This window comes from uncultured Rhodoblastus sp. (assembly GCF_903903185.1).
Classification (GTDB): Bacteria; Pseudomonadota; Alphaproteobacteria; order Rhizobiales; family Beijerinckiaceae; genus Rhodoblastus.
On the sequence record NZ_CAIUXT010000201.1, the window covers coordinates 1 to 20,604 of the forward strand.

The window sequence follows — 20,604 nt, forward strand, 5'->3', positions numbered from 1 at the left end:
TCACACGCTCACGCAGATCAAAGGAATAGCCTCGCGACATCCTGCGCCTCCCGATTCAGAGGGAAACCAAGATTCGCCCATTTCCACGCCCAAGGGAATCCCCCAAATCATTCCGATTCACGCCAAGCGGGGACTGCTCTAGCCCCCCAAACTGGCGTGAGGCCTGCGTCGAGGTTGCCGACAGGCCCGGCTTCGTGCGATGGGGTTCGCGGCTGGATTTTGCAATTCGCGGCAAGGGATCCGACGCATGGAATGGATGATTCGTCCCTCGGGACGCCGGGCTTTTCTCGGGCTTTCGCTGCTTTTCATCGCCGCATCCGGATTGCCGGCGCTGGCGCAGGCTGACAAGAGCCCGCAGGCCTCGCTCCCGAAAATCTTTCATGGCGTCGGCGCGATCACGGGAATTGACGCAGGCGCCGGCGAGGTCAGCATCGACCACGAGGAAATTCCGGGCCTGATGAGCGCCATGGAAATGGCATATCAGGCGCGTCCGCCCAAGGTCCTCGAAGGACTGAAGGCCGGCGACAGGGTCGAGTTCGACGTCGACGGCAAGACGCTGACGATTCTCGCGATCAGGAAACGCGATTCCGGCGGATAGGCTTGTCGCGCGCGGGCGAGCCGACCCGACGGCGCGCCCGCGCGCGCATTTCATTCGGAGGGACGGACTTCGGCTCGCCAGAACCCTCATCCGCTTTGCTTCGGCTAAGAATCATGCGCCGATCTTGCGGCATTCGTCGCCGCAGGCCTTGCAGGATTCGGCGCAGGCCTTGCACTCGGCGACTTCGGGATATTTTTCACATTCCCGCTGGCAGGCGGCGCAGATTTCGGCAGTGGCCTTCGCGAAAGCCGGCGTCTGGCGCGAATTGACTGCAGCGAGCGCCTGAAGCGCGCCGCAGGCGACGACGACCTGATAGGCGGTGTTGATGCATCCCGTCATCGAATGATCGTTCATCGCCAGCATCCCGATGCAATGGCGCAGGCAGTCGTTGGCTGTGCCGACGCAATGGCCGGACAATTCCTGGAGAGCCTTGTATTTTGGCGGATGCATCGTTCCCATGCGCATTTCGCCGGTTTGCGCGCGGGCGTCGGTCGTCGAGAGCAACGCGGCGGCGCCGGCGGCGGCGAGGAATGCACGGCGTTCCATGAAGCGGGTTCCTTGTCGGTCCATCCCGGCGGAAGGGTTCGGTCCCGCGGCCGCCGGCATTGCTCCCAGCATAATCCACTCCTGTCTTCGACGCCTATAAAATTTTTGTCTCGCGCGCCGGCCCAGGGAAGAACACATTGACCCTTCGACAATAGTCCTCGAAAGCCGCGCCGCGCGAGGCCTGCATGTGGCGCTCCAGCGGCGGCACGCCGCTGACATGGACCAGCAGGACATAGATCAGCGCCGGCGCTGCAAACGCGATCAGGCCCAACGGATAGGCGCCCGAGAAATCGAGAGCGATCAGCGGCCAGGCGCACCAGAACAGAAATTCGAAAAAATAATTCGGATGGCGCGAATGGGCCCAGAGTCCGATGTCGCAGATGCTTCCCCGCGACGCCGTGCGGCGGAATCGCGTCAACTGGGCGTCGGCGAGCCCTTCGCCGAACAGCGCGCCGATGGCGAGGAGCGCGCCCGCGACGTCGGTCGCGGCGGGAAAAGCCTGCGGCGCCCTCGCCGCGATGGCGACCGCCACGATCAGCGGCAGGGCCGCCGCCGCCTGAATCTGCAAAAAAATGAACAATTGCCTGCGGAAATCCGCACCCCATTCGCGCGCCAGCGCCGCATAGCGCGGATCGTCGCCGCCGCCGCGCGTGCGCGCGACGATATGGGTCGCAAGCCGTCCCGACCAGATCAGGACGAGCGTCGCCGCCAGAAGTTTTCGCCCGAAAGGCGTTTCGGAAGACGGGAAAAAAATCGCGGCAAGGCTCGCGAGGCCGGTGGCGGCCGACCAGATGGCGTCGATCCAGCCGCTGTTTCCGGTCCTGAGGCGCACGGCCCAGGCGAGGCTCATCGCCAAAACCATGAAAACAGCGGTAAAGGGGACAAGAACAGACATGGCGGGAATAGACATGACGCGATTCCGATGATGTATTGCTTCAACGCAAGCGGCGACGCTTTGGATTGCAACCGTCGAAGGCGGCGGGTGGTGAACCATTGCCGCAGCGGCAACGTAACAGCTATTCGACGCTTTTCATCAAGAGGATTGGATGGACCGTTTTTCTCCCCCGGGCCCGCTCCGCCAGAAAATTGCGGTGGTCGGCTCCGGCGTGTCCGGCCTCGCCTGCGCCTGGCTGTTGTCGGCTAACCATGATGTCGTTCTCTATGAGGCCGACGCGCGCCTCGGTGGCCATTCGAATACCGTCGAGGTATTGGCCAGAGCGGGCGCCGCCAAGGGCCGGACAATCCCCGTCGATACCGGCTTCATCGTCTATAACGAGCCGACCTATCCCAATCTGACCGCACTGTTCGCCCATATCGGCGTCAAGACGGCGGAAACCGAAATGTCCTTCGCGGTTTCTCTCGACCGGGGCGGGTTCGAATATGCCGGCAAGGATTTGCGCGGACTGTTCGCTCAGCCCGCCAATATTCTGAAAACCCGCTTCTGGTCGATGATCGTCGACCTGTTGCGCTTTTACCGGTCGGCGCCGCGCGACCTCGCCTCGCTCGGCGAAATGAGCCTCGACGATTATCTGAAGCGTGGAAATTACGGCGAGGCTTTCATCCGCGACCATCTCTATCCGATGGCCGCCGCGATCTGGTCGACTCCGGCGGCCAGCGTCGGCGATTATCCGGCCGCCTCCTTCATCCGCTTCTGTGAAAATCATGGCCTGTTGAAAATTTTGGGAAGGCCGGTCTGGCGGACCATTCCCGGCGGCTCCCGAACCTATGTCCAGCGTCTGGCTCAGGATATCGGCGAGATCCGGCGCGGCGCGCTGGTCGCGCAAATCCGGCGGCGCGCCGATGGCGTCGAAGTCGTCGATGCGCGCGGCGGCTCCGATCGTTTCGACCAGGTCGTCCTCGCCGCTCATGCCGACGACGCGCTCGCCCTGCTGGAACAGCCGAGCGAGGCGGAAAGCCGCATTCTCGGAGCCTTCCGCTATGCCGACAATCAGGCATGGCTGCACGACGACCCCGCTTTCATGCCGCGCCGCAAGGCCGCCTGGGCAAGCTGGAATTATCTTTCGGAGGGCGGCGCCGATCCTGCGCTATCGGTCACCTACTGGATGAACCGCCTGCAGCCGCTCGGCGCGGCGCCGGAACTTTTCGTCACCCTCAATCCCGCCCGCCCGCCGCGCGAAGAGAGGGTCTATCGCTGCGAGACCTATCGCCATCCGCAGTTCGACCTCGCCGCGATGCGGGCGCAGAAATTGCTTTGGTCGTTGCAGGGACAGGATCGGGTCTGGTATTGCGGCGCCTATTTCGGCGCCGGTTTTCATGAGGACGGCTTGCAGGCGGGGCTTGCAGTCGCCGAACAGCTCGGCGGCGTGAAGCGTCCCTGGCGCGTCGAAAACGAGAGCGGACGCATTTCCATCGGCCCCGCCCCGGAAACGGCGGCGAGGGAGAAATTGCTGACGCCATGACGACGATAGCCGAAAATGCGACCGCCAAGAACACGGGGACGACGGAGACGAAGGCCACGGAGTTCTCGTCCCTCGGCGCGCCCGCACTTTATGTCGGCGCCGTCACCCATCGCCGTCTGCGGCCGCGCGAGCACAAGCTCGCCTATCGCATCTATTCGCTGCTGCTGGATCTCGACCGTCTGGACGAGCTCGACGCCCGGCTGAAACTGTTTTCGCTCGACCGTTTCAACCTGTTTTCCTTCTACCGCGCCGATCGCGGCGACAAATCGGCGCCTCCCAAATCCTCGGCTAAACTGCGCCAAAGGATCGAGACCTCGATGCGCGGCGCCGGAATCGAGCCCGACGGCGGCCCGATCTGGCTGCTCACCATGCCGCGCCTGCTGGGCTGGGCCTTCAATCCGATCAGCGTGTTCTATTGCTTCGCCCGGTCGGGCAAGCTGGCGGCGGTGCTGTGGGAAGTCGACAATACGTTCGGCGAGCGCCACGCCTACATGATTCCGGTGGACGGCGACCCGGAGGACGAAATCCGGCAGGCCTGCCCGAAGGATTTCCATGTCTCGCCCTTCATGAACATGACGCTCGACTACGCCTTCCGGCTGCGGGTTCCCGGCGAGCGGCTCAACCTCGCCATCGACGTGTCGGACCTTTCCGGCCTGCTGCTCACCACCCATTATCGCGCCCATCGCCATGAGCTGACCGACGCCAATCTGCTGCGGGTGTTCTTCAGCGTGCCCCTTTTGACCCTGCGGGTGGTCGGGGGCATCCATTGGGAGGCGCTCAAGCTCTGGCGCAAGGGCATCGGGCTGCGGCCCAAGCCACCGCCGCCTCTGGCTCCTGTCACTTTCATCAAAACCGCCAGCCCTCATGCGATCCGCAAAGGCCTTTCCGAATGAGCAGCCTCGATTCTTCCTCGCAGCGAACACTGGAACGGACGCGAAAGGGCCGGTTCCTCGTCAGTCCCGGCGCCCATGTGCTGCGGCGGCTGCTGAGCCGCCTGCACGTCGGCCGGTTGGTCGTGCAATTGCCGTCGGGAGAAAGCTGCGAAGGGCGCGGACCGGTTCCGGGGCCGGAGGCCTCGCTGCGCATCGTCCATCACCGGGCGTTGCGGCGGCTGTTTTCGCGCGGCGACGTCGGTCTGGCCGAAGGCTTCATCGAGGGCGACTGGACCAGTCCCGACCTCGTCGCGCTGATGCGCCTGGCCGCCGCCAATTCGCCGCATATCGGAGCCTTCGTCTCGGGCTCGCCGATCTTCCGCCTGCTCAACCGGATGCAGCTGCGTTTCAAGTCCAATTCCCGGCGCGGCAGCCGCAGCAACATCATGAGCCATTACGACCTCGGCAATGAATTCTTCCAGCTCTGGCTCGATCCGACCCTGCTCTATTCCTCGGCCGTCTGGCATGAGGACACGCCGGATCTCGAAAGCGCGCAGCAGAACAAGCTGGCGCGCATCGTCGAAAGCCTCGGAATTCGCGGCGGCGAGCATGTGCTCGAAATCGGTTGCGGCTGGGGCGCTTTGGCGCGGCGTCTCGTCGAAGCGGGAGCGGGACGCGTAACCGGCCTCACCCTGTCGCCGTCGCAACTGGCCTTCGCGCAAAAATCCCTTGCCGGCGTCGAGGCCGGTGAAAAAGTCGATCTGCGGCTGCAGGATTATCGCGACGTGTCCGGACAGTTCGACCGCGTCGTCTCCATCGAGATGATCGAGGCGGTGGGAGAGGCCTATTGGCCGGCCTATTTCGGCAAGATCGCGCAGGTGCTCAAATCCGGTGGGCGGGCGCTGATCCAGGCCATCACCATCGAGGACGAGCGTTTCGACGATTACCGCGCCCGGCCGGACTTCATCCAGCGCCACATTTTCCCCGGCGGCTTCCTGCCCTGCCCCACGGCGATGGCGCAACAGGCCGAGCGCGCCGGGCTGCGCCTCGTGTCCGTGGAGAATTTCGGCCTGTCCTATGCGAAAACCCTGGCCGAATGGCGCCGGCGTTTCGAGGCGCGCCGCGACGAGGTCGCGGCGCAGGGCTTCGATGAGCGCTTCCAGCGCCTGTGGACCTATTACCTGTGCTATTGCGAAGCCGCCTTCCGCGAAAAGGCGACCGACGTCGGCTTCTACCTGCTTGAAAAAACCGGAGCGAGCGCATGAAAATCCTGGCTGTCTATGTCGCGACCCTCGTGGTTTTTCTCGGCGTGGATTTCATCTGGCTCGGCCGCATGGGCGACGCCTTCTATCGTCCGGCCATGGGCGACATGGCGCTGACCGACTTCCGGCTCGCGCCGGCGATCGTCTTCTATCTGCTCTATGCCTTTGGCGTGGTGTTTTTCGCGGTCAATCCCGCCTTGGCCTCGGGCGACTGGAAGACCGCGCTGCTGAACGGCTTTTTGCTCGGCCTCGTCGGCTATGGCGTCTACGATCTGACCAATCAGGCGACGCTCAAGTCCTGGCCGGTGGCGCTGACCCTCGTCGATATGACCTGGGGCGCTTTTCTCACCGGAATCGCAGCGCTGGGCGGCTATGGCGCCGGACGGCTGGTGTAAGAAAAACCGGGCCGCGCAGCGGCCCGGGCAAGATCGAAAAAAACCGCTCGGGGCGGTCAGCGCCAGCGGCAGATGCGTCGTCCATGGCTCCACCAGCAAACCTGGTGGCGGCGATGGTGGTGATGGACGACCACCGGGCGACGATGGTGATGGTGATGAACGACGACCGGACGGCGATGGTGGTGGCGGACAGCCGGACGGCGATGGTGGACGACGACCTGGGCCTTTTCGATCGGCGCTTCGATCGGTCCGGACCGGATTGACGCCGGCGCGATGGGCGCGGCGTCGGCGGCGCCCGCGATCAGGCCGACCGTCAGCGCGAAGGCGACGGCGGCCCTTTGCAGACCCGTCAGTATGCTGTTGTTATCGACCAATGCCATGGCGAAGCTCCTTGCGTCCCGCTTCATTGCTACATCCCGCTTCGGCGGCGGTCAAACCCGCATTGGCCGCGCGGCGGCCGGGCGTCTCCGGCTGCCGCGCCCGATCCCGCGGTCTTTGCCGGTTTGCACGTCCGGCTTCGCGCGAGAGACCCGGCTGAGGCGCTATAGTCCATTGCACGCGGGACGAGGAGCGTCAGGGTCAAGGGGCTTGCAAGCTTTGGAAAAATGCGGGCGCCCGGCTCCCGTGGTTCGAGACGCGCCTGTCCATGGCACAGGGAACGAATTTCATGAGGGCGGCCTCCCGGCGAGGAGGCCCGGCACAGGCGCCGAAAACCGGCTAAATCCCCATCAGCGGCTGAAACATCCGCCCCATCAGGGAATTGATGAGCAGGGGCTGTTCGACCGCGGCGATGCACAGACATTCTCCCCCGTCGGTCACCCGGGGTTCGTGGTCGCAAAGCTCCTCGTCCGCCTCGATCAGGTCGCCGGGACCGTAAAGGCCTCGCGAGTCGCTGAATCGACCGTAGAGCACCTGCGTCAGTTCGAGCCCGCGATGGGCATGGGCCGGCGCCTTGTGACCGGCGGCGATCTTGAGCAGCACCACGCGTTCGTCGGGCGCGTCGGCCAGACGCACGCGCGCCCAGCGTAGATTGGGGTTGATGAAGCGCCACGGGCCGATCTCGCTGCCCGCAAGCGCCGCCGGCAGGGCGAAGCCATTCGGCAGGACGGGCGCCTGTTTTCGCCATCGCCGTCTTTCGGGCGGGACGGGACCAGCGTCGATAGTCAGGAAAATCCTTTCCAGTTGCGACGACGAAACCGGGGCCGGCGGGAGGTTTTCGAGCAGCGCGCCGCCCATGGCCTCGAACAACTTGACCCGGTCGCGGCAATGAGGACAGGATTCGAGATGAATGGAGACCACAAGGCGCGGTCCCGCCCCGAGATTTCCTGCGGCGAGTCGCATCAGGGTTTGGTCGCTTGGATGCCGGAAAGCGGTCACGGCGCTTCCTCCATCAGGGTTTTGAGCCGCGCCAGCGCCAGCCGCACCCGCGACTTGACAGTGCCAAGCGGCACGCCGAGGTCGCGCGCGATGGCCGATTGCGGCTTCTCGGCGAAATAGGCCTGTTCGAGAACCATCGCCTGTTCGCGGCTCAGTTGCGACAGGGCCCTGCGCAGCTTCGTCTCGCGTTCGGCGGTCAGCAGGAGGTCCTCCGCTGTCGGACTGTCGTCGATTTTATCCCAGTCTTCGAGCGGCGACAGCTCGCGATTGGCCTTGCGGCGCTGGTAATCGGTGCGCAGGTTGCGCGCGATGACGAAAATCCAGGTGGAGGCGCCGCCAAGCGCCGGACTGTAAAGTCCCGCCTTGCGCCAGACCGAGACCATGGTTTCCTGCACGACGTCCTCCGCCTGCGCCGGGGTCATGCCGGAACGCGTCAGCCAGGCGGCGAGGCGCGGCGCGAAATAGGTGTGCAGGCGGGCGAAGGCGTCGCGATCCTGCCTTTGCGCCACGGCCTGCAGCCATGCCGCCAGATTTTCGGGAGTCGAACCCGTTTCGACGCTATCGACCTTCACCCGCAGCGCTTGGCTTTCCTTCGGACCTGTTTGCTCATTCGCATCGACGCGAAACGATGGTCCGAAAGGATCGCCGCGCCGCCGATGCGGCATGAGTAGCCCGAATCGCGCCTCGGGGTCCAGCGGAACCCCGGCGGGACCGATCGACGAAACGGCGAAAGCTATGGTCATGCGCTCCCTTCCTTTCAAGCGGCCCTCATAGCGCGCCTGATTTTTACGAAGGAAAGCGATCGACGGTTCACCCATCGAGCGAGGGTGCGAATTGGCTCGGGGCGCCGGGCGCCTCGCAGCCCTCCGGCTTTGTCGGAGCGCTTGCGGCGGATCCCATATAGAGCCGCAGCGCGGGCTTGGGCTTTGTGATGCTGGACAACAGCCGGCAAAGCATGGAAGGTTATGACAAGATTTGGAGGTGGGGGGGATTTCGGTGCGCATCTCGATTCTCGCCGCTCTGGTTTTCGGCGGTCTCGCCGTTCCCGCTGTCGCCCAGAAGCAGGCGCCGGCCACCCAGCAGCAGGCGCAGCCCGCCTTCCCCGTCGGCATTGTCCTCGCCAAACGCGCCCCCATCGCGAAAACCGCCGAATTCGTCGGGCGCGTCGAGGCCATCGAGCGGGTCGAGATCCGGGCGCGCGTCACCGGCTTTCTCGAATCGGTCAATTTCAGGGAAGGCGAAGACGTCAAGCAGGGCGCGCCGCTCTATAGCATCGAAAAGGACCAGTTCAAGGCGGCGGTCGAACAGGCGCGCGGCGCGCTGGAGCGCGACAAGGCGGCGAAAACCCTGGCGGAAATCGATCTGAAGCGCGCCCAGGAATTGATGAACAAGGGCAGCGGCACGGTGGTGGCGCGCGACAAGGCGCGCGCGGCGGACGAACAGTCGCAGGGCTCGCTGACCGCCGATCTGGCCAATCTGGAGACCGCGCAGATCAACCTGCGCTATACCGACATCATCGCCCCGATTGCCGGAAAAGTCGGCAAGACCAATGTCACCAAAGGCAATGTCGTCGGGCCGGACAGCGGCGTCCTGACCACGATCGTCAGCCAGGACCCGATGCGGGTCGCCTTCCCGGTCAGCCAGCGCGAATTTTTGCGCGCCAAGTCCGGAGCAGCCAAGTCCGGAGAAAACGGCGGAAAGCGGGAGACGGTCAAGGTCCAGCTGCGTTTCTCCGACGGCCAGGCCTATGACCAGTCTGGAACCGTCGATTTCATCGATGTCACCGTGGACCGCAAGACCGACACCGTGCTGGTGCGCGCCACGTTCCCCAATCCGGACGAAATTCTCGTCGACGGCCAGCTGGTGCGCGTCAATCTGGAAAGCGACCGGCCCGAAGAAAAAGTAATCGTCCCGCAGGCGTCGATCATCGCCGATCAGGAAGGCGTCTATGTCTTCATCGTCGAGGACGGCAAGGCTGCGGTCCGGCGCGTCACGGTGGGCGCCGAGATCGGCGCCGGCGTCGTCATCGAACAGGGACTTTCCGGCGGCGAACAGGTGATCGTGCAGGGCCTGCAGGGCGTGCGCCCCGGCGTCGCGGTGCGCGCCAATCCCTTGCCGCAGACGCTGGTGGGAGACTGACAACATGTTCTCCGCGCTTTTCGTCGACCGGCCCCGGCTGGCGATCGTCATCGCCATCGTCACCACCATCGCCGGCGTGCTGGCGCTGCTGGCGATTCCGATCGCCCAATATCCCGACATTGTGCCGCCGCAGGTTTCCGTCACCACCTTCTATCCCGGCGCCAACGCCAAGGTCGTCGAGGAATCGATCGCCCAGCCGATCGAGGCGCAGGTGGTCGGCGTCGACAAGATGATCTACATGAAGAGCGTCAGCGGCGACGACGGCTCCTACACGCTCACCGCCTCGTTCGAACTGGGCACGAACCCCGACATCAACACCGTCAATATCAACAATCGCGTCCAGACCGCCATGGCCAGCCTGCCGCCCGACGTGCAGCGCCAGGGCGTGACGGTGAAGAACAAGTCCTCCGCCCTGCTCGGCGTCATCGCGGTCTTTGCCCCCAAGGGCACGCATGATCCTCTGTTCCTGTCGAATTACGCCACCATCAACCTCATCGACCGGATCAAGAGCACGCCCGGCGTCGGCGACGCCTCGCTGTGGGGCCCACAGGATTACGCCATGCGCGCCTGGGTGCGCACCGACCGGCTGACCGGCCTCGGCCTGACCACCGGCGACATCATCGACGCCATCAAGGCGCAGAACGTGCAGGCGGCGGTCGGCCGCATCGGCGCGCGCCCGGCCTCCAACGATCAGCAATTGCAGCTCAACATCCAGACGACGGGCCGCCTCCACACGGTCAAGGAATTCGAAGAGATCATCATCCGCTCCAATCCCGACGGCTCGATGTTGCGGCTTGGCGACGTGGCGCGGCTGGAGCTCGGCGCCGCCAATCTCGACCGCGACACAAGGTTCAACGGCGGGCCGGCCTCGGTGGTGGCGATCTTCCAGTCGCCGGGCGCCAATGCCATCTCGACGTTCGAAGAAGTGCGCCGGCGGATGGCCGAGGCGCAGCAGCGCTTTCCCGACGATCTCGAATGGAAGGTGGTCTACGACCCGACCTTGTTCGTCACCGACACCATCCATGAGGTGCAGAAGACGCTGATCGAGGCGTTTGTCCTCGTGGTTCTCGTGGTCTTTCTGTTTCTGGGGAGTTTGCGCGCCACGTTGATCCCGACTCTGGCGGTGCCGGTCAGCCTGATCGGCACGTTCGTCGCCTTGCTCGCCGTCGGCTATTCGGCCAATACGGTGTCGCTGCTGGCCATCGTGCTGGCCATCGGCATCGTCGTCGACGACGCCATCGTCGTGGTCGAGAATGTCGAGCGCGTGATGGAGGAACATCCCGAACTGACGCCCGCCGAGGCGACCAAGAAGGCGATGGCCGAAATCACCGCGCCGATCATCGCCATCACCCTCGTCTTGCTCTCGGTGTTCGTGCCGGTCGCCTTCATTCCCGGCATTTCCGGCGAATTGTTCCGCCAATTCGCGGTGACGGTGGCGGTCGCCATGCTGTTGTCGGCGATCAACGCCCTGACCCTGTCGCCGGCCCTGTGCAGCATCCTGCTCAAGCCCCATCACGGCCCGAGGAAAGGCCCGATCGGCTGGGTCATGAACGGAATCGACAAGGTGCGCGATTCCTATGGCGCCGTTGTCGCCCGTCTCGTGCGCATCGCCGTCATCGGCCTCGTCATGGTCGGCGTCGCCATGCTCGGCATCGTCGGCCTGTCGAAAATCACCCCTACGGGGTTTTTGCCGGAGGACGACCAGGGCGCTTTTTTCGTCATCGTGCAATTGCCGGGCGGCGCTTCGGTGGCGCGCACCACCGACGCCATCGCGCAAGCCGAGGCGATCCTCAAGGACGAGCCCGCGGTCGAGGACGTCACCTCCGTCGTCGGCCTCAATTTCATCGATTCCTATTCCGAGCCCAACGCCGCCTTCATCGTCGTCACGCTCAAGGAATTCGAACATCGCAAGGCGGCTTCGCTCGGCGCCAAGCAGGTCATCGCGCGGGTCGGTGAAAAATTCCGGCAGATTCAGGGCGCCAATGTGCTGCCGCTGGCGCCGCCGCCGGTCATCGGGCTCGGCACGGGGGGAGGATTCACCTATGTGCTGGAGGATCTGCGCGGCGGCGACAGCAAGGCCATGGCGCAGGCCCTGCGCGGCCTGCTCGTCGCGGCCAACCAGGACCCGCAGCTCGCCCGCGTGTTCAGCACGTTTTCCGCGACCAACCCCTCGATCTTCCTCGATATCGACCGCGAAAAGGCGCAAATCCTCGGCGTCGGCCTGAGCAATGTGTTCCAGGCCCTGCAGGCGTCGCTCGGCGGCTATTTCGTCAACAACATGAACCTCTATGGACGCACCTGGCAGGTGCAGGTGCAGGCCGAGGCCGCCGACCGCGCAAGACTGGACGACATCTACCGCATCAATGTGCGCAGCAAGGATGGCGCGATGATCCCGCTGCGCAGCCTCGTCGAGACCAAGGTCGTCGTCGGCCCCTCGGCGCTGATCCGCTACAATAACCTGCGCGCGGTGACGATCCAGGGCGCGCCCGCCCCCGGCGTTTCCTCCGGACAGGCGCTCAACGCCATGGCGGCGGTGGCGGCGCGCACCCTGCCGCCGGGCTATGCCGGAGAATGGACCGACACCGCTTTTCAGGAGAAGAAGGCGGAAGGCAAGACCGCGATCATTCTCGGATTCGCGCTGCTGTTCGCCTATCTGTTCCTCGTCGCGCTTTACGAAAGCTGGTCGATCCCGGTTCCGGTCCTGCTGTCGGTCGCCATCGGCGTGCTCGGCTCCTACGCGGCAATCGCGCTGGCGGGCCTGACGCTCGATCTCTATGCCCAGATCGGCATGGTCGTGCTGATCGGCCTCGCCGCCAAGAACGGGATTCTGATCGTGGAATTCGCCAAGGAGAAACGCGAACAGGGCGTTCCGCTGCTGGAGGCGGCGGCGGAGGGCGCGCGGTTGCGCTTCCGGCCGGTGATGATGACCTCTTTCGCCTTCATCCTCGGGCTTTATCCGCTCGTCGTCGCCACCGGCGCCTCGCAACTGGCGCGGCGCAATGTCGGCACCCCCGTGTTCGGCGGCATGATTCTGGCGTCTTTCATCGGCATTTTCGCCATCCCGCCGCTTTATGTCACCTTCCAGGCGATCCGCGAAAAGCTTCGGCCCGGCGCGCGTCCGAAGCCCAAGGGCGATCCCGATAAGCCCGAGCGCGGCGCGCCCGCCGAATGAACAGGTTCTAAAGCCCGCGCGCCCAGGCCGGCCGCAGCGGGGCTGCCTCGGGCGCCGCGATGGCGGCGCGCAATTCCCGCAACAATCGCGGCTTGTCCGCCCCGAGCGTCCCTCTTAGAACCAGCCAGTTCGAGGCGTGGTCGCTGCGAAACACCGTCCTTTCCAGTTCCAGCGCCGAAAGCAACAGTTCCATTTCCTGCATCAGGCCCGGCACGTCGAGCGGCTCCCAGCCGGGGAATTTTTCGAGGAAGCGCGTCTCGCCTTGTGGAAAGCTGACCACCAGCGTCGAAAGAAATTCGGGCTGTGTGGCGTTCATCAGCGCCGCCGAATTCAAGGCATGCTGGCGCGACAGGGCGCGGCCGCCGAGGCCGTTCAAAATCATCACCGAGCGCTTGATCCCGGCCTCGCCCAGTTTTTCCAGCGCCTCGCGGCTGCTCTCGAAGGTCTCGCCCTTGTCCACCGCCGCCAGCACTTCGTCGTCGCCCGATTCCGCGCCGACATAGACCAGCGACAGCCCAAGCTCGGCCAGTTCGCGCAATTCGGCGGCGGTTTTCTTGCGCAGATTGCGCGGCAGGCAATAGCTCGACACCCGCCTTACGCCGGGCAGGTCGCGGCGGATGGCTTCGAGAATGGCGGCGAGACGGCGCACCGAAAGCGTCATCGCGTCGCCGTCGGACAAGAAAACGCGACGCACGCTCTGGCCCATTTGCTCGCCGCAGCGCCGGATGCTGTCGAAGACCTCTTCCTCGCCGCGCGGACGGAAGCGCTTCTGCGGCGCCGTGTACATTTCGCAGAACGTACACTTGTTCCAGGAGCAGCCGTCGGTCACCGGCAGAATCAGCGATTCCGCCTCGCTTGGCGGACGATAAACGGGTTCGACATAACGGATCGGGGCGATGGTCATGCGCGGGCGGCCTGTCCTGTAGTGAAAACGCTTCGTAGTTTAGCGCAAAGGCGGCGACGGACGAAATTTTTAACCGGCGAGGGACCTGTCATTTCGGCGCGTAACCTGCCGGCGCCAGATGCACCGCAAGCCAGACGGTCGCCCGGTCCGGATCGGTCCAGGCGACCCGATGGCGGCGATGCGCGGGGATTTCGACGTAATCGCCCGGGGCCAGCACTTTCGGCTCCGCGTCGCCCTCGAACAGCAGACCCGCCGAACCCGCGACCAGAAAAACCCATTCGGTCGCGTCCTGATCGTACCAGAAACCCGGCGGGCTCGCCTGTCCGGTCGAGACGATGCGCTCGATCCGCGCGCCGGACAGGTTCGCGAGCACGCAAACTTCCTCCGCGTCGCGTTCCTGCTCAAGTCCGGCGAAGAGATTGCCCGCCAGAATATCGCCAGAATGACTCATCGACATTCTCCCGGTCGTCGCGCCGGAAACCACCCTGACGCCTTGCGACACGAATCCGGCTTTTGTTGTGATAGGATAAAAACCGACCGGAACAACCCATCCGTTCGCGCCGCCAGCAGCGCCCGCGGTGGGGAGGAAGATAAATGCCACGCATCCGCATCGTCCACACCACCGAATATGCCTACCGCAACCCGGTGGCACTGACCCGGCACCGCATGATGATCCGGCCGGACGACAGCCATGATCTGCGCCTGCATCGCGCGAAGCTGAACGTCGATCCGGCGCCCGCCAGAATTCTCTGGAAACATGATGTTTTCAACAACTCGATCTGCTTTCTCGAATGGCCCGAAACGTTGCGCACGCAGCATCTGCGCATCGTCTCGACGCTCGACCTGACGCATCATCCCGCCGGCGCGACCTTGCCTGCCTGCACGCTGGAGCCCTGGGCCGAACTTTTCCCCTTTGCCTATGCGGCGGAAGAGATCCCGGAACTTGCCGGTCTCGTCGAGCGCCAGTCGCCCGATCCGGACGGGCTGGTGGAGATCTGGGCGCGTCGCTTCCTCGCGACCGAGGGACCGACAGACACATTGAAAATGCTGGCGGCGATGACCCATGCGATCAAGGCCGATTTCCGCTATGGGGCGCGGCACGAGGAAGGCACGCAGACCCCCGTCGAGACGCTGAACCTCCGGTCGGGGACGTGCCGCGATTTCGCGGTGCTGATGATGGAAGCCCTGCGCAGCCTCGGCCTCGCCGCGCGTTTCGTCACCGGATATCTTTACGACGACAGCACGGGGACGACCCAGGGCGGCGGCAGCACCCATGCCTGGTGCAGTGTTTACCTGCCCGGGGCGGGCTGGACGGAATATGATCCGACCAATGGGCTCGTCGCCGGCGCCAATCTCGTTCGCGTCGGCGTCACGCGCACCGCAGGGCAAGCGCTCCCGATCTCCGGCGGTTTTGTCGGCGCCGCCGATGATTCCCTTGGTCTCAACGTCTGCGTCGCGGTAACCGCCGCGCCAATCGAGAAACGCACCGCGCGTGTTGCGGTTTAGTCGTCTATTCGTGTTGTGGACAAGCTTGAAGACAACAGAGCGGAACATCCTCTTTCCAGTCGATTCGAGCGAACAAACCTTCAGGCACGCTTCTTGTTAGTAAAGGGAGTGGTTTTGCAAAATGCAAAAATTTTGCGTGCAAGCCACGAGGACGGACCATGTCCTGAGTTTGGCGGCCCGGACGGCGGCGCCGCCTTTCGGCGGGCGATCAATGCGAGGTTTTCTAGAAATGTCGATCAGCAAATTCTTCGTCGCCTCGGCATTGCTCGCCGCCGCGATTTTGACGGCGCCGGCGAGAGCAGACGATCTCGACGAAATTCGGGCGCGCGGCGAACTGCGGCACCTCGGGATTCATTACGCCAATTTCGTCACCGGCGCCGGCGACGGCTTCGATGTTGAACTGGCTCGGGGTTTCGCCAAGGATCTGGGCGTGGCTTACAAATTCGTGCAGACCGATTTCTATTCGGTCATGCGCGATCTGCTGGGCAAGAACGTCGTGCGTCACGGCGACGAAGTGACGCTCGAAGGCGACTTTCCGATCCGTGGCGACATTATCGCGACCGGCTTCACCATGCTGGGCTGGCGCGAAAAGGCCGTTCTCTACTCCAAGCCGACCTTCCCTTCGCAGGTCTGGCTCGTCGCCCGCGCCGACGCGCCCTATTCGCCGATCAAGGAAAGCGGCTCGCTCGCCAGCGATATCGACGAAACCAAGGCGCTGATCGGCGGCAAAAGCCTCCTCGTCATGGAAAAAACCTGCCTCGACCCCGCCAATTACGGGCTCAAAGGCAAGGGAATCGACCTTCGCGCCTTTACCAAAAACACCAATCTGAACGAAATGGTCCCCGCCCTGTTGAACGGAGACGCCGAATTCACCCTGCTCGACGTGCCAGACGCGCTGCTCGACCTGCAAAAATGGGCGGGCAAAATCAAAGTGATCGGTCCAATTTCCGAAGAGCAGAAGCTGGCCGCCGCCTTCCGCCAATCCGGCGGCAGGTTGCGCGACGCCTTTGACGACTACCTCCGCAAGATCAGGGCGGACGGCTCCTATGACGCCCTGGTGGACAAATATTATCCCGGCATTCGCAAATATCTTCCGGACTTTTTTGCAAATTAGGAATCGCGAAAGGCGAAATGCAAAATGCGAAAGTCGATCCGGCGAAATGTCGGTTGGCCGCTGATCGGCGCGATCGCCTTCTGCCTTTACGCTGCGGCATTGCTTTGGATCGGCTTTAATTCCGAGCGCCAGCTCCGGTCGGCGGCCGACGTGCGCCTGTTGCTCGAAAGCGAACGGCGCGCGGCGGCGGTCGGCGACTTTTTCACGCTCTTGCGCGAGGACGCCAGCGCCTTCGCCGAACTCCCGCCTATTGCCGGGTACAACGCCAACAAGGCGTTGGGCATGTCGCAGCGCTATGGGCTCGGCGCCAACCTCGACGCCATCGCCGAAGCCTTCCGGATCAGGCTTGGGCAAATCACGATTCGCGGCCAGGCCGTTTTCGATCGCGTAACGCTTTTCGATGAAACCGGCGCCGTGCTGGCGGAAGCCGCGACCGCCGCCGATACTCCCCAGCCAGGGCCAAAGTCCGCGCCGGAAAGCGCCGAAGTCGTCCTCAACATGGCGGATGGCGTTCTGACGTCGCGCGCGCCGGTGTTCTTTCGCGGCCGTCCCGCCGGATGGATCGCCGCGCAGGCGCCGATGGCGCAGTTGTCGCGTTATCTGATCCAGGCCGACGCCGGTTCCGGCTTTTTCGAGGTTCTCTTGACCTCGGACGGACGCCCCCTTCCCACCGGCGGGAACGTGCCGCAAACCTTCGCGGACGCGCTGGCCGCCGGCTTGCGGCAGGCGCCGGGAATTGTCGAGCCGCACCCCGCGCCCGGCGAGAAAGAGGTCTGGCTCTCGGTGCGCACACCCATTGCGGATTCGGGGATCGAACTGATCACGCTGATGTCGCAAAAGGCCGCCTATGGCCATATCGCCTCGAATCTCGTTCTTTACACCGCCAGCATTTTTCCGCCGCTCGTCCTGCTGGCGGCGATCCTGTTTCAGCGCATGCGCCGCAAAGCCGAGGCGCTTCAGGCGTCGGTGGCGGAATCGAACCGGCGCCGGTTCGAGCTACAGAACCGCAACGACTCCTTGCTGCGCGAGATAGCCCGCCGCGAGGAAGTGGAGCGGGAGTTGCTGGAAAAAGGCGAGCAGCTCGAGACCATGGCCCGCGACCGGAAGGCCAGCCTGCTGCGCGCGGAGGAAGGAAGCCGCGCCAAATCGGAATTTCTGGCGACGATGAGCCATGAAATCCGCACGCCGATGAATGGCGTGATCGGCATGATCTCGCTGCTCGAAGACACGACGCTGACGGGTGAACAGAAACATTACGTCCATACCATCAACCAGTCGGGCAAGGCGCTGCTCAGCCTGATCGACGACATACTCGACTTTTCCAAACTCGAAGCGGGGCGAATCGAAATCGAACGGCGCGTGTTTTCCCCGGTGACGATCGTCGAGAATGTTCTGGACATTCTGGAGCCCATCGCGACCGGCAAGGGCCTGCGCATGGAGATGGACCTGGGTGGCGACCTTTCCGGAACTTGCCTGGGCGACCCGACGCGCCTGCGCCAGATCCTGCTCAATCTCGTTGGCAATGCGATCAAGTTCACCGAAAGCGGCCGGGTTCTGATCCGGCTGGCCGCCCTTTCCCATGAGCGTTTGCGGTTCGAGGTCCATGACACCGGCATAGGCGTCGCGGCGAACAATCGCGATCGATTGTTCCAGGTGTTCGGCCAGGTCGATGCGTCCATCACCCGCAAATACGGTGGCGCCGGCCTCGGACTGGCGATCTGCAAGCGCATGGTCGAGGCGATGGGCGGCCAGATCGATTTCGAGAGCCCGGAAGGAGGCGGCAGCCTGTTCTGGTTCGAGACGCCCGTAGGCGCCGGCGCCCCGGCGGCGCCCGCGACCCAATGCCGGAAGGCCGCCTTGATCTGCGCCCCCGAACGCGGGCGTGCTTGCGCCGAACACGTCCTCGCGCAATGCGGGTTCGAATCGGTCGATCCGTCGGCGGCGGAGATCGTCTTCGTCGAGGCCGAACAGGCGGGCGCGGCCTCGGTCCGAACGCTCAGGGAAAACGGCAAGACCCTGTTTGTCTTCGGAATTCATGACTCGGCCAATGAGGCCGCTTTCGCATTCGCCGTCGCGGGCGCGCTGACGCCGGGCCGAATCGCCCGGACCCTCGACGCCGAAGATCCCGCGACGAAGCCGCCAAAGGACGGCTCTCCGGCCTGCGCCCCCGCCCTGCCGCCCCTCGTCATCCTGATCGTCGAGGACACGCCGGCCAACCAGGCGGTTCTTGGCGGCCTGTTGCGCCGCCTCGGGCATCGAGTCGAAATTGCCGAAAACGGCCTGCAGGCTTTGCAAATGATCGAGGCGCGCGATTACGACCTCGTCTTCATGGATGTTCAGATGCCGGTGATGGATGGACTTGAAGCCACAAGGCGCATCCGCGCGCTGAATTCGCCGCGCGCGGCGCTGCCAATCGTCGCCATGACCGCCAGCGCTTTTCCGTCCGATATCGAGGCCTGTCTCAATGCGGGCATGGACGAGTATTTGTCCAAACCGGTCGACCGCAGGAAGCTGGCGGCGGTATTGGGCAAGATCCCCACCCGAGGTAGCGACGCCCTCGTTCGCGCGCGGCAGTGACGGCGATATCGCGATAGATTCGCGCCCGGATTTTTGGGACGCACGATGCGATCGGTTGCGCCGAAGGCTTTGCATGCCGCATCTTCCGCCGACGGCGTTTAAGATAAACTATCTAAAAATCATATAGTTAGATTGAAATCTACCAAATCCCGCGCACCGCGCCCGGCTTGCTCAATGAAAATCGCGACGTCGTTTCGCGCTCCTCTGCTTTCTCGGGGTTGAGTCGCATCGGGGTTGGTCAATCGGGGCGCGACGGGAGGCGTTGGCCAAGCGCGAAAGAAATCGACGGATTTTTCGGTTTTTGCTGGTTCCGGGGCTCAGGGCCGGTCTCGCCGGACAGGCCGCTCGGCCTGAAAAGCTCATCGTCCGGACTAAAAAGGCGCGACCTATCCCGGCCGTCCGGGTGAGAGCGATCGAAAGCGCGGCTGCGGAGCACTGTCTGACGGCCATGCGCGACAACGGCGGGTCCGCCAAAACGCAATTCGCCTGCGGCCGATTCTTGCCGTCGCGCGAATCGCGTCATCGGAAGCCCGGTTCTGTCGCCACAACCGCTCCGACGAGCGGTTGAAGCAAAAAAACGGCGCGCCGTTGTTCCCGGCGCGCCACGTTCGAGTTTTGAGGCAAGGCCGCCGGAGCGGACGGGGAATTTCCTGGAGTCGATTGCGATTCGGCTGAATCGCGATCGACTCCATATTTATTTGTTTTCGCGATGTTTTTGCGAAAAACCGGCGTCCACTTTTTCGCACATTGCTCTAAGCGCGGGGCTGGAGGGAGAACACCCGGGTCTGCAAGTCCAGCATGGCCGTGGCGAAACTCGTCGCATTATCGGCGAATTCGCCCCAGAACGAGGCGGCAGAGGGTCCGCGCGCCACAAACCGGCCGGTCAGGTCGTCGGTCTCGAAAAGCAGGTCGGCCTCGAACTTGCGCGCCAGCGCCTGCATGGCGACATTGCGCGCAAGGCACGACATGTAGAGCCCGTCGGCGCGACGGTTGCGGGCCGCCCGCACGATGCGGTCCATCAACTCCGTGCCGACGCCGCGACGCCTCCAGGCCAGTTCGACGCTGAACGCCGCTTCGACCGAACCGCCGATGATGTTGTTGCCCACCGCCCGCAATTCGCCGGCGCCACGCATCGTCCCATCGACATAATAACCATAGATGACGTCGTCTATGCCGAAACAACGTTCCGCGTAGCGAATTAGAAAGGCGTCATTGACCGCCATCGCAAAGCGGTCGAACCGGCTTTGAGTGTCGAGTCGGAGCAGATGCTCCCGAAAGGCGGGAAGATCGGCCGGCCATAATCTGCGGATGACGCCGCCATGGATCATTGAATGTTCCATGAAGATATTCCCTGTCTTTCCGCGGCGCGACGCCGCTGTTGAACTCTGCCTCCCGAACGTTTCTCCACTACCTGTATATATTGCACCGCAGCGAAATTTTGAGCCCTGATTTTGCACTGCGAAATCAATTTTTCGGTTGCTCCGAAAAGCGACCTGCGCGGGATAAGGCGACTCGAAAACCCGTCTTCTCGCTGTTGCAGCAAGTCATGGGCCAACTAACATGAATGTCATTAATTATCAATGAATTAGCTTGTTGTTCAGGCAGGTTCCGCTTCCTTCGGCCGCGGAAATTTCCCAAAATGCAATGCCGCATCCAGGCGACTCGCCTTACGCAAAGGAAACCTTGCCAGATTGCAAAGCCATTGCGCCGTCGGCGCGCGGA

At 63.8% G+C, this 20,604-nt stretch carries 18 protein-coding genes; 10 read left to right on the forward strand and 8 right to left on the reverse strand.

The window, feature by feature from the left end; all coding sequences use genetic code 11:
- The first annotated feature begins 247 nt into the window (after positions 1-247).
- On the forward strand, positions 248-598 hold the full coding sequence (locus QZY01_RS17710; protein WP_294539844.1) for a copper-binding protein: 351 nt from the start codon (positions 248-250) through the stop codon (positions 596-598).
- A 111-nt stretch (positions 599-709) separates the two neighbouring features.
- On the opposite strand, the gene QZY01_RS17715 is transcribed toward QZY01_RS17710, so the two are convergent.
- Both QZY01_RS17715 and QZY01_RS17720 read right to left on the reverse strand, forming a co-directional pair.
- On the reverse strand, positions 710-1,144 hold the full coding sequence (locus tag QZY01_RS17715; RefSeq protein ID WP_294539846.1) for a four-helix bundle copper-binding protein: 435 nt from the start codon (positions 1,142-1,144) through the stop codon (positions 710-712).
- A gap of 94 nt (positions 1,145-1,238) precedes the next feature.
- A complete protein-coding gene (locus QZY01_RS17720) occupies positions 1,239-2,054 on the reverse strand; it encodes a DUF1295 domain-containing protein (protein ID WP_294539848.1) in 816 nt (271 codons plus the stop codon).
- A 136-nt stretch (positions 2,055-2,190) separates the two neighbouring features.
- Between QZY01_RS17720 and QZY01_RS17725 the strand changes: the two genes are divergently transcribed.
- The 4 genes from QZY01_RS17725 to QZY01_RS17740 are packed head-to-tail and all read left to right on the forward strand — an operon-like array spanning position 2,191 to position 6,093.
- Complete coding sequence (locus QZY01_RS17725) at positions 2,191-3,564, forward strand: FAD-dependent oxidoreductase (RefSeq protein ID WP_294539850.1); 1,374 nt, start codon at positions 2,191-2,193, stop codon at positions 3,562-3,564.
- Positions 3,561-4,457, forward strand: a complete 897-nt coding sequence (locus QZY01_RS17730) for a DUF1365 family protein (protein ID WP_294539852.1) — start codon at positions 3,561-3,563, stop codon at positions 4,455-4,457. Before QZY01_RS17725 ends, QZY01_RS17730 begins: the two co-directional genes overlap by 4 nt.
- Positions 4,454-5,701, forward strand: a complete 1,248-nt coding sequence (locus QZY01_RS17735) for a cyclopropane-fatty-acyl-phospholipid synthase family protein (protein WP_294539854.1) — start codon at positions 4,454-4,456, stop codon at positions 5,699-5,701. Before QZY01_RS17730 ends, QZY01_RS17735 begins: the two co-directional genes overlap by 4 nt.
- Positions 5,698-6,093: a DUF2177 family protein gene (locus tag QZY01_RS17740; RefSeq protein WP_294539856.1), complete on the forward strand. Its 396-nt coding sequence runs from the start codon at positions 5,698-5,700 to the stop codon at positions 6,091-6,093. Before QZY01_RS17735 ends, QZY01_RS17740 begins: the two co-directional genes overlap by 4 nt.
- Positions 6,094-6,149: 56 nt before the next feature.
- Here QZY01_RS17740 and QZY01_RS17745 read toward each other — a convergent pair whose 3' ends face one another.
- From QZY01_RS17745 to QZY01_RS17755, 3 genes are all read right to left on the reverse strand, one after another.
- A complete protein-coding gene (locus QZY01_RS17745; RefSeq protein WP_294539858.1) occupies positions 6,150-6,473 on the reverse strand; it encodes a hypothetical protein in 324 nt (107 codons plus the stop codon).
- Positions 6,474-6,810: 337 nt separating this feature from the next.
- Entirely contained in the window at positions 6,811-7,470 is a 660-nt protein-coding gene (locus tag QZY01_RS17750; protein ID WP_294539860.1) for a ChrR family anti-sigma-E factor, read from the reverse strand.
- A complete protein-coding gene (locus QZY01_RS17755) occupies positions 7,467-8,213 on the reverse strand; it encodes a sigma-70 family RNA polymerase sigma factor (RefSeq protein WP_294539862.1) in 747 nt (248 codons plus the stop codon). The genes QZY01_RS17750 and QZY01_RS17755 overlap by 4 nt, the downstream gene beginning before the upstream one ends.
- A gap of 253 nt (positions 8,214-8,466) precedes the next feature.
- On the opposite strand from QZY01_RS17755, the gene QZY01_RS17760 reads away from it, so the two are divergent.
- Both QZY01_RS17760 and QZY01_RS17765 read left to right on the forward strand, forming a co-directional pair.
- Positions 8,467-9,609, forward strand: a complete 1,143-nt coding sequence (locus QZY01_RS17760) for an efflux RND transporter periplasmic adaptor subunit (protein WP_294539864.1) — start codon at positions 8,467-8,469, stop codon at positions 9,607-9,609.
- A gap of 4 nt (positions 9,610-9,613) precedes the next feature.
- A complete protein-coding gene (locus tag QZY01_RS17765) occupies positions 9,614-12,781 on the forward strand; it encodes a multidrug efflux RND transporter permease subunit (protein WP_294539866.1) in 3,168 nt (1,055 codons plus the stop codon).
- A 7-nt stretch (positions 12,782-12,788) separates the two neighbouring features.
- On the opposite strand, the gene QZY01_RS17770 is transcribed toward QZY01_RS17765, so the two are convergent.
- Together QZY01_RS17770 and QZY01_RS17775 are read right to left on the reverse strand one after the other, a co-directional pair.
- Positions 12,789-13,685, reverse strand: coding sequence for a radical SAM protein (locus QZY01_RS17770; RefSeq protein ID WP_294539868.1), 897 nt, complete (start codon positions 13,683-13,685; stop codon positions 12,789-12,791).
- Between the two features lie 88 nt (positions 13,686-13,773).
- Positions 13,774-14,136 carry a cupin domain-containing protein gene (locus QZY01_RS17775; RefSeq protein ID WP_294539870.1) on the reverse strand — a complete coding sequence of 121 codons (363 nt, stop codon included), beginning with the start codon at positions 14,134-14,136 and terminating at the stop codon, positions 13,774-13,776.
- 143 nt (positions 14,137-14,279) lie between these two features.
- On the opposite strand from QZY01_RS17775, the gene QZY01_RS17780 reads away from it, so the two are divergent.
- The 3 genes from QZY01_RS17780 to QZY01_RS17790 all read left to right on the forward strand — a co-directional run bounded on the left by QZY01_RS17780 (position 14,280) and on the right by QZY01_RS17790 (position 18,882).
- Positions 14,280-15,191 carry a transglutaminase family protein gene (locus QZY01_RS17780; RefSeq protein ID WP_294539872.1) on the forward strand — a complete coding sequence of 304 codons (912 nt, stop codon included), beginning with the start codon at positions 14,280-14,282 and terminating at the stop codon, positions 15,189-15,191.
- A gap of 229 nt (positions 15,192-15,420) precedes the next feature.
- A complete protein-coding gene (locus QZY01_RS17785) occupies positions 15,421-16,305 on the forward strand; it encodes a transporter substrate-binding domain-containing protein (protein WP_294539873.1) in 885 nt (294 codons plus the stop codon).
- 24 nt (positions 16,306-16,329) lie between these two features.
- Positions 16,330-18,882, forward strand: coding sequence for an ATP-binding protein (locus QZY01_RS17790; RefSeq protein ID WP_294539874.1), 2,553 nt, complete (start codon positions 16,330-16,332; stop codon positions 18,880-18,882).
- Positions 18,883-19,634: 752 nt separating this feature from the next.
- On the opposite strand, the gene QZY01_RS17795 is transcribed toward QZY01_RS17790, so the two are convergent.
- Complete coding sequence (locus QZY01_RS17795; RefSeq protein ID WP_294539876.1) at positions 19,635-20,222, reverse strand: GNAT family N-acetyltransferase; 588 nt, start codon at positions 20,220-20,222, stop codon at positions 19,635-19,637.
- Positions 20,223-20,604: the final 382 nt, after the last annotated feature.

What these genes read in the sequence shown, in the direction of transcription:
- QZY01_RS17730 (WP_294539852.1), top strand. Translation starts at nt 3,561, where the DNA reads ATGACGACGATAGCCGAAAATGCGACCGCCAAGAACACGGGGACGACG.
- QZY01_RS17790 (WP_294539874.1), top strand. Translation starts at nt 16,330, where the DNA reads ATGCGAAAGTCGATCCGGCGAAATGTCGGTTGGCCGCTGATCGGCGCG.
- QZY01_RS17745 (WP_294539858.1), bottom strand. Translation starts at nt 6,473, where the DNA reads ATGGCATTGGTCGATAACAACAGCATACTGACGGGTCTGCAAAGGGCC.
- QZY01_RS17770 (WP_294539868.1), bottom strand. Translation starts at nt 13,685, where the DNA reads ATGACCATCGCCCCGATCCGTTATGTCGAACCCGTTTATCGTCCGCCA.
- QZY01_RS17720 (WP_294539848.1), bottom strand. Translation starts at nt 2,054, where the DNA reads ATGTCTATTCCCGCCATGTCTGTTCTTGTCCCCTTTACCGCTGTTTTC.
- QZY01_RS17785 (WP_294539873.1), top strand. Translation starts at nt 15,421, where the DNA reads ATGTCGATCAGCAAATTCTTCGTCGCCTCGGCATTGCTCGCCGCCGCG.
- QZY01_RS17795 (WP_294539876.1), bottom strand. Translation starts at nt 20,222, where the DNA reads ATGGAACATTCAATGATCCATGGCGGCGTCATCCGCAGATTATGGCCG.
- QZY01_RS17715 (WP_294539846.1), bottom strand. Translation starts at nt 1,144, where the DNA reads ATGGAACGCCGTGCATTCCTCGCCGCCGCCGGCGCCGCCGCGTTGCTC.
- QZY01_RS17765 (WP_294539866.1), top strand. Translation starts at nt 9,614, where the DNA reads ATGTTCTCCGCGCTTTTCGTCGACCGGCCCCGGCTGGCGATCGTCATC.
- QZY01_RS17710 (WP_294539844.1), top strand. Translation starts at nt 248, where the DNA reads ATGGAATGGATGATTCGTCCCTCGGGACGCCGGGCTTTTCTCGGGCTT.
- QZY01_RS17735 (WP_294539854.1), top strand. Translation starts at nt 4,454, where the DNA reads ATGAGCAGCCTCGATTCTTCCTCGCAGCGAACACTGGAACGGACGCGA.
- QZY01_RS17775 (WP_294539870.1), bottom strand. Translation starts at nt 14,136, where the DNA reads ATGAGTCATTCTGGCGATATTCTGGCGGGCAATCTCTTCGCCGGACTT.
- QZY01_RS17725 (WP_294539850.1), top strand. Translation starts at nt 2,191, where the DNA reads ATGGACCGTTTTTCTCCCCCGGGCCCGCTCCGCCAGAAAATTGCGGTG.
- QZY01_RS17780 (WP_294539872.1), top strand. Translation starts at nt 14,280, where the DNA reads ATGCCACGCATCCGCATCGTCCACACCACCGAATATGCCTACCGCAAC.
- QZY01_RS17755 (WP_294539862.1), bottom strand. Translation starts at nt 8,213, where the DNA reads ATGACCATAGCTTTCGCCGTTTCGTCGATCGGTCCCGCCGGGGTTCCG.
- QZY01_RS17740 (WP_294539856.1), top strand. Translation starts at nt 5,698, where the DNA reads ATGAAAATCCTGGCTGTCTATGTCGCGACCCTCGTGGTTTTTCTCGGC.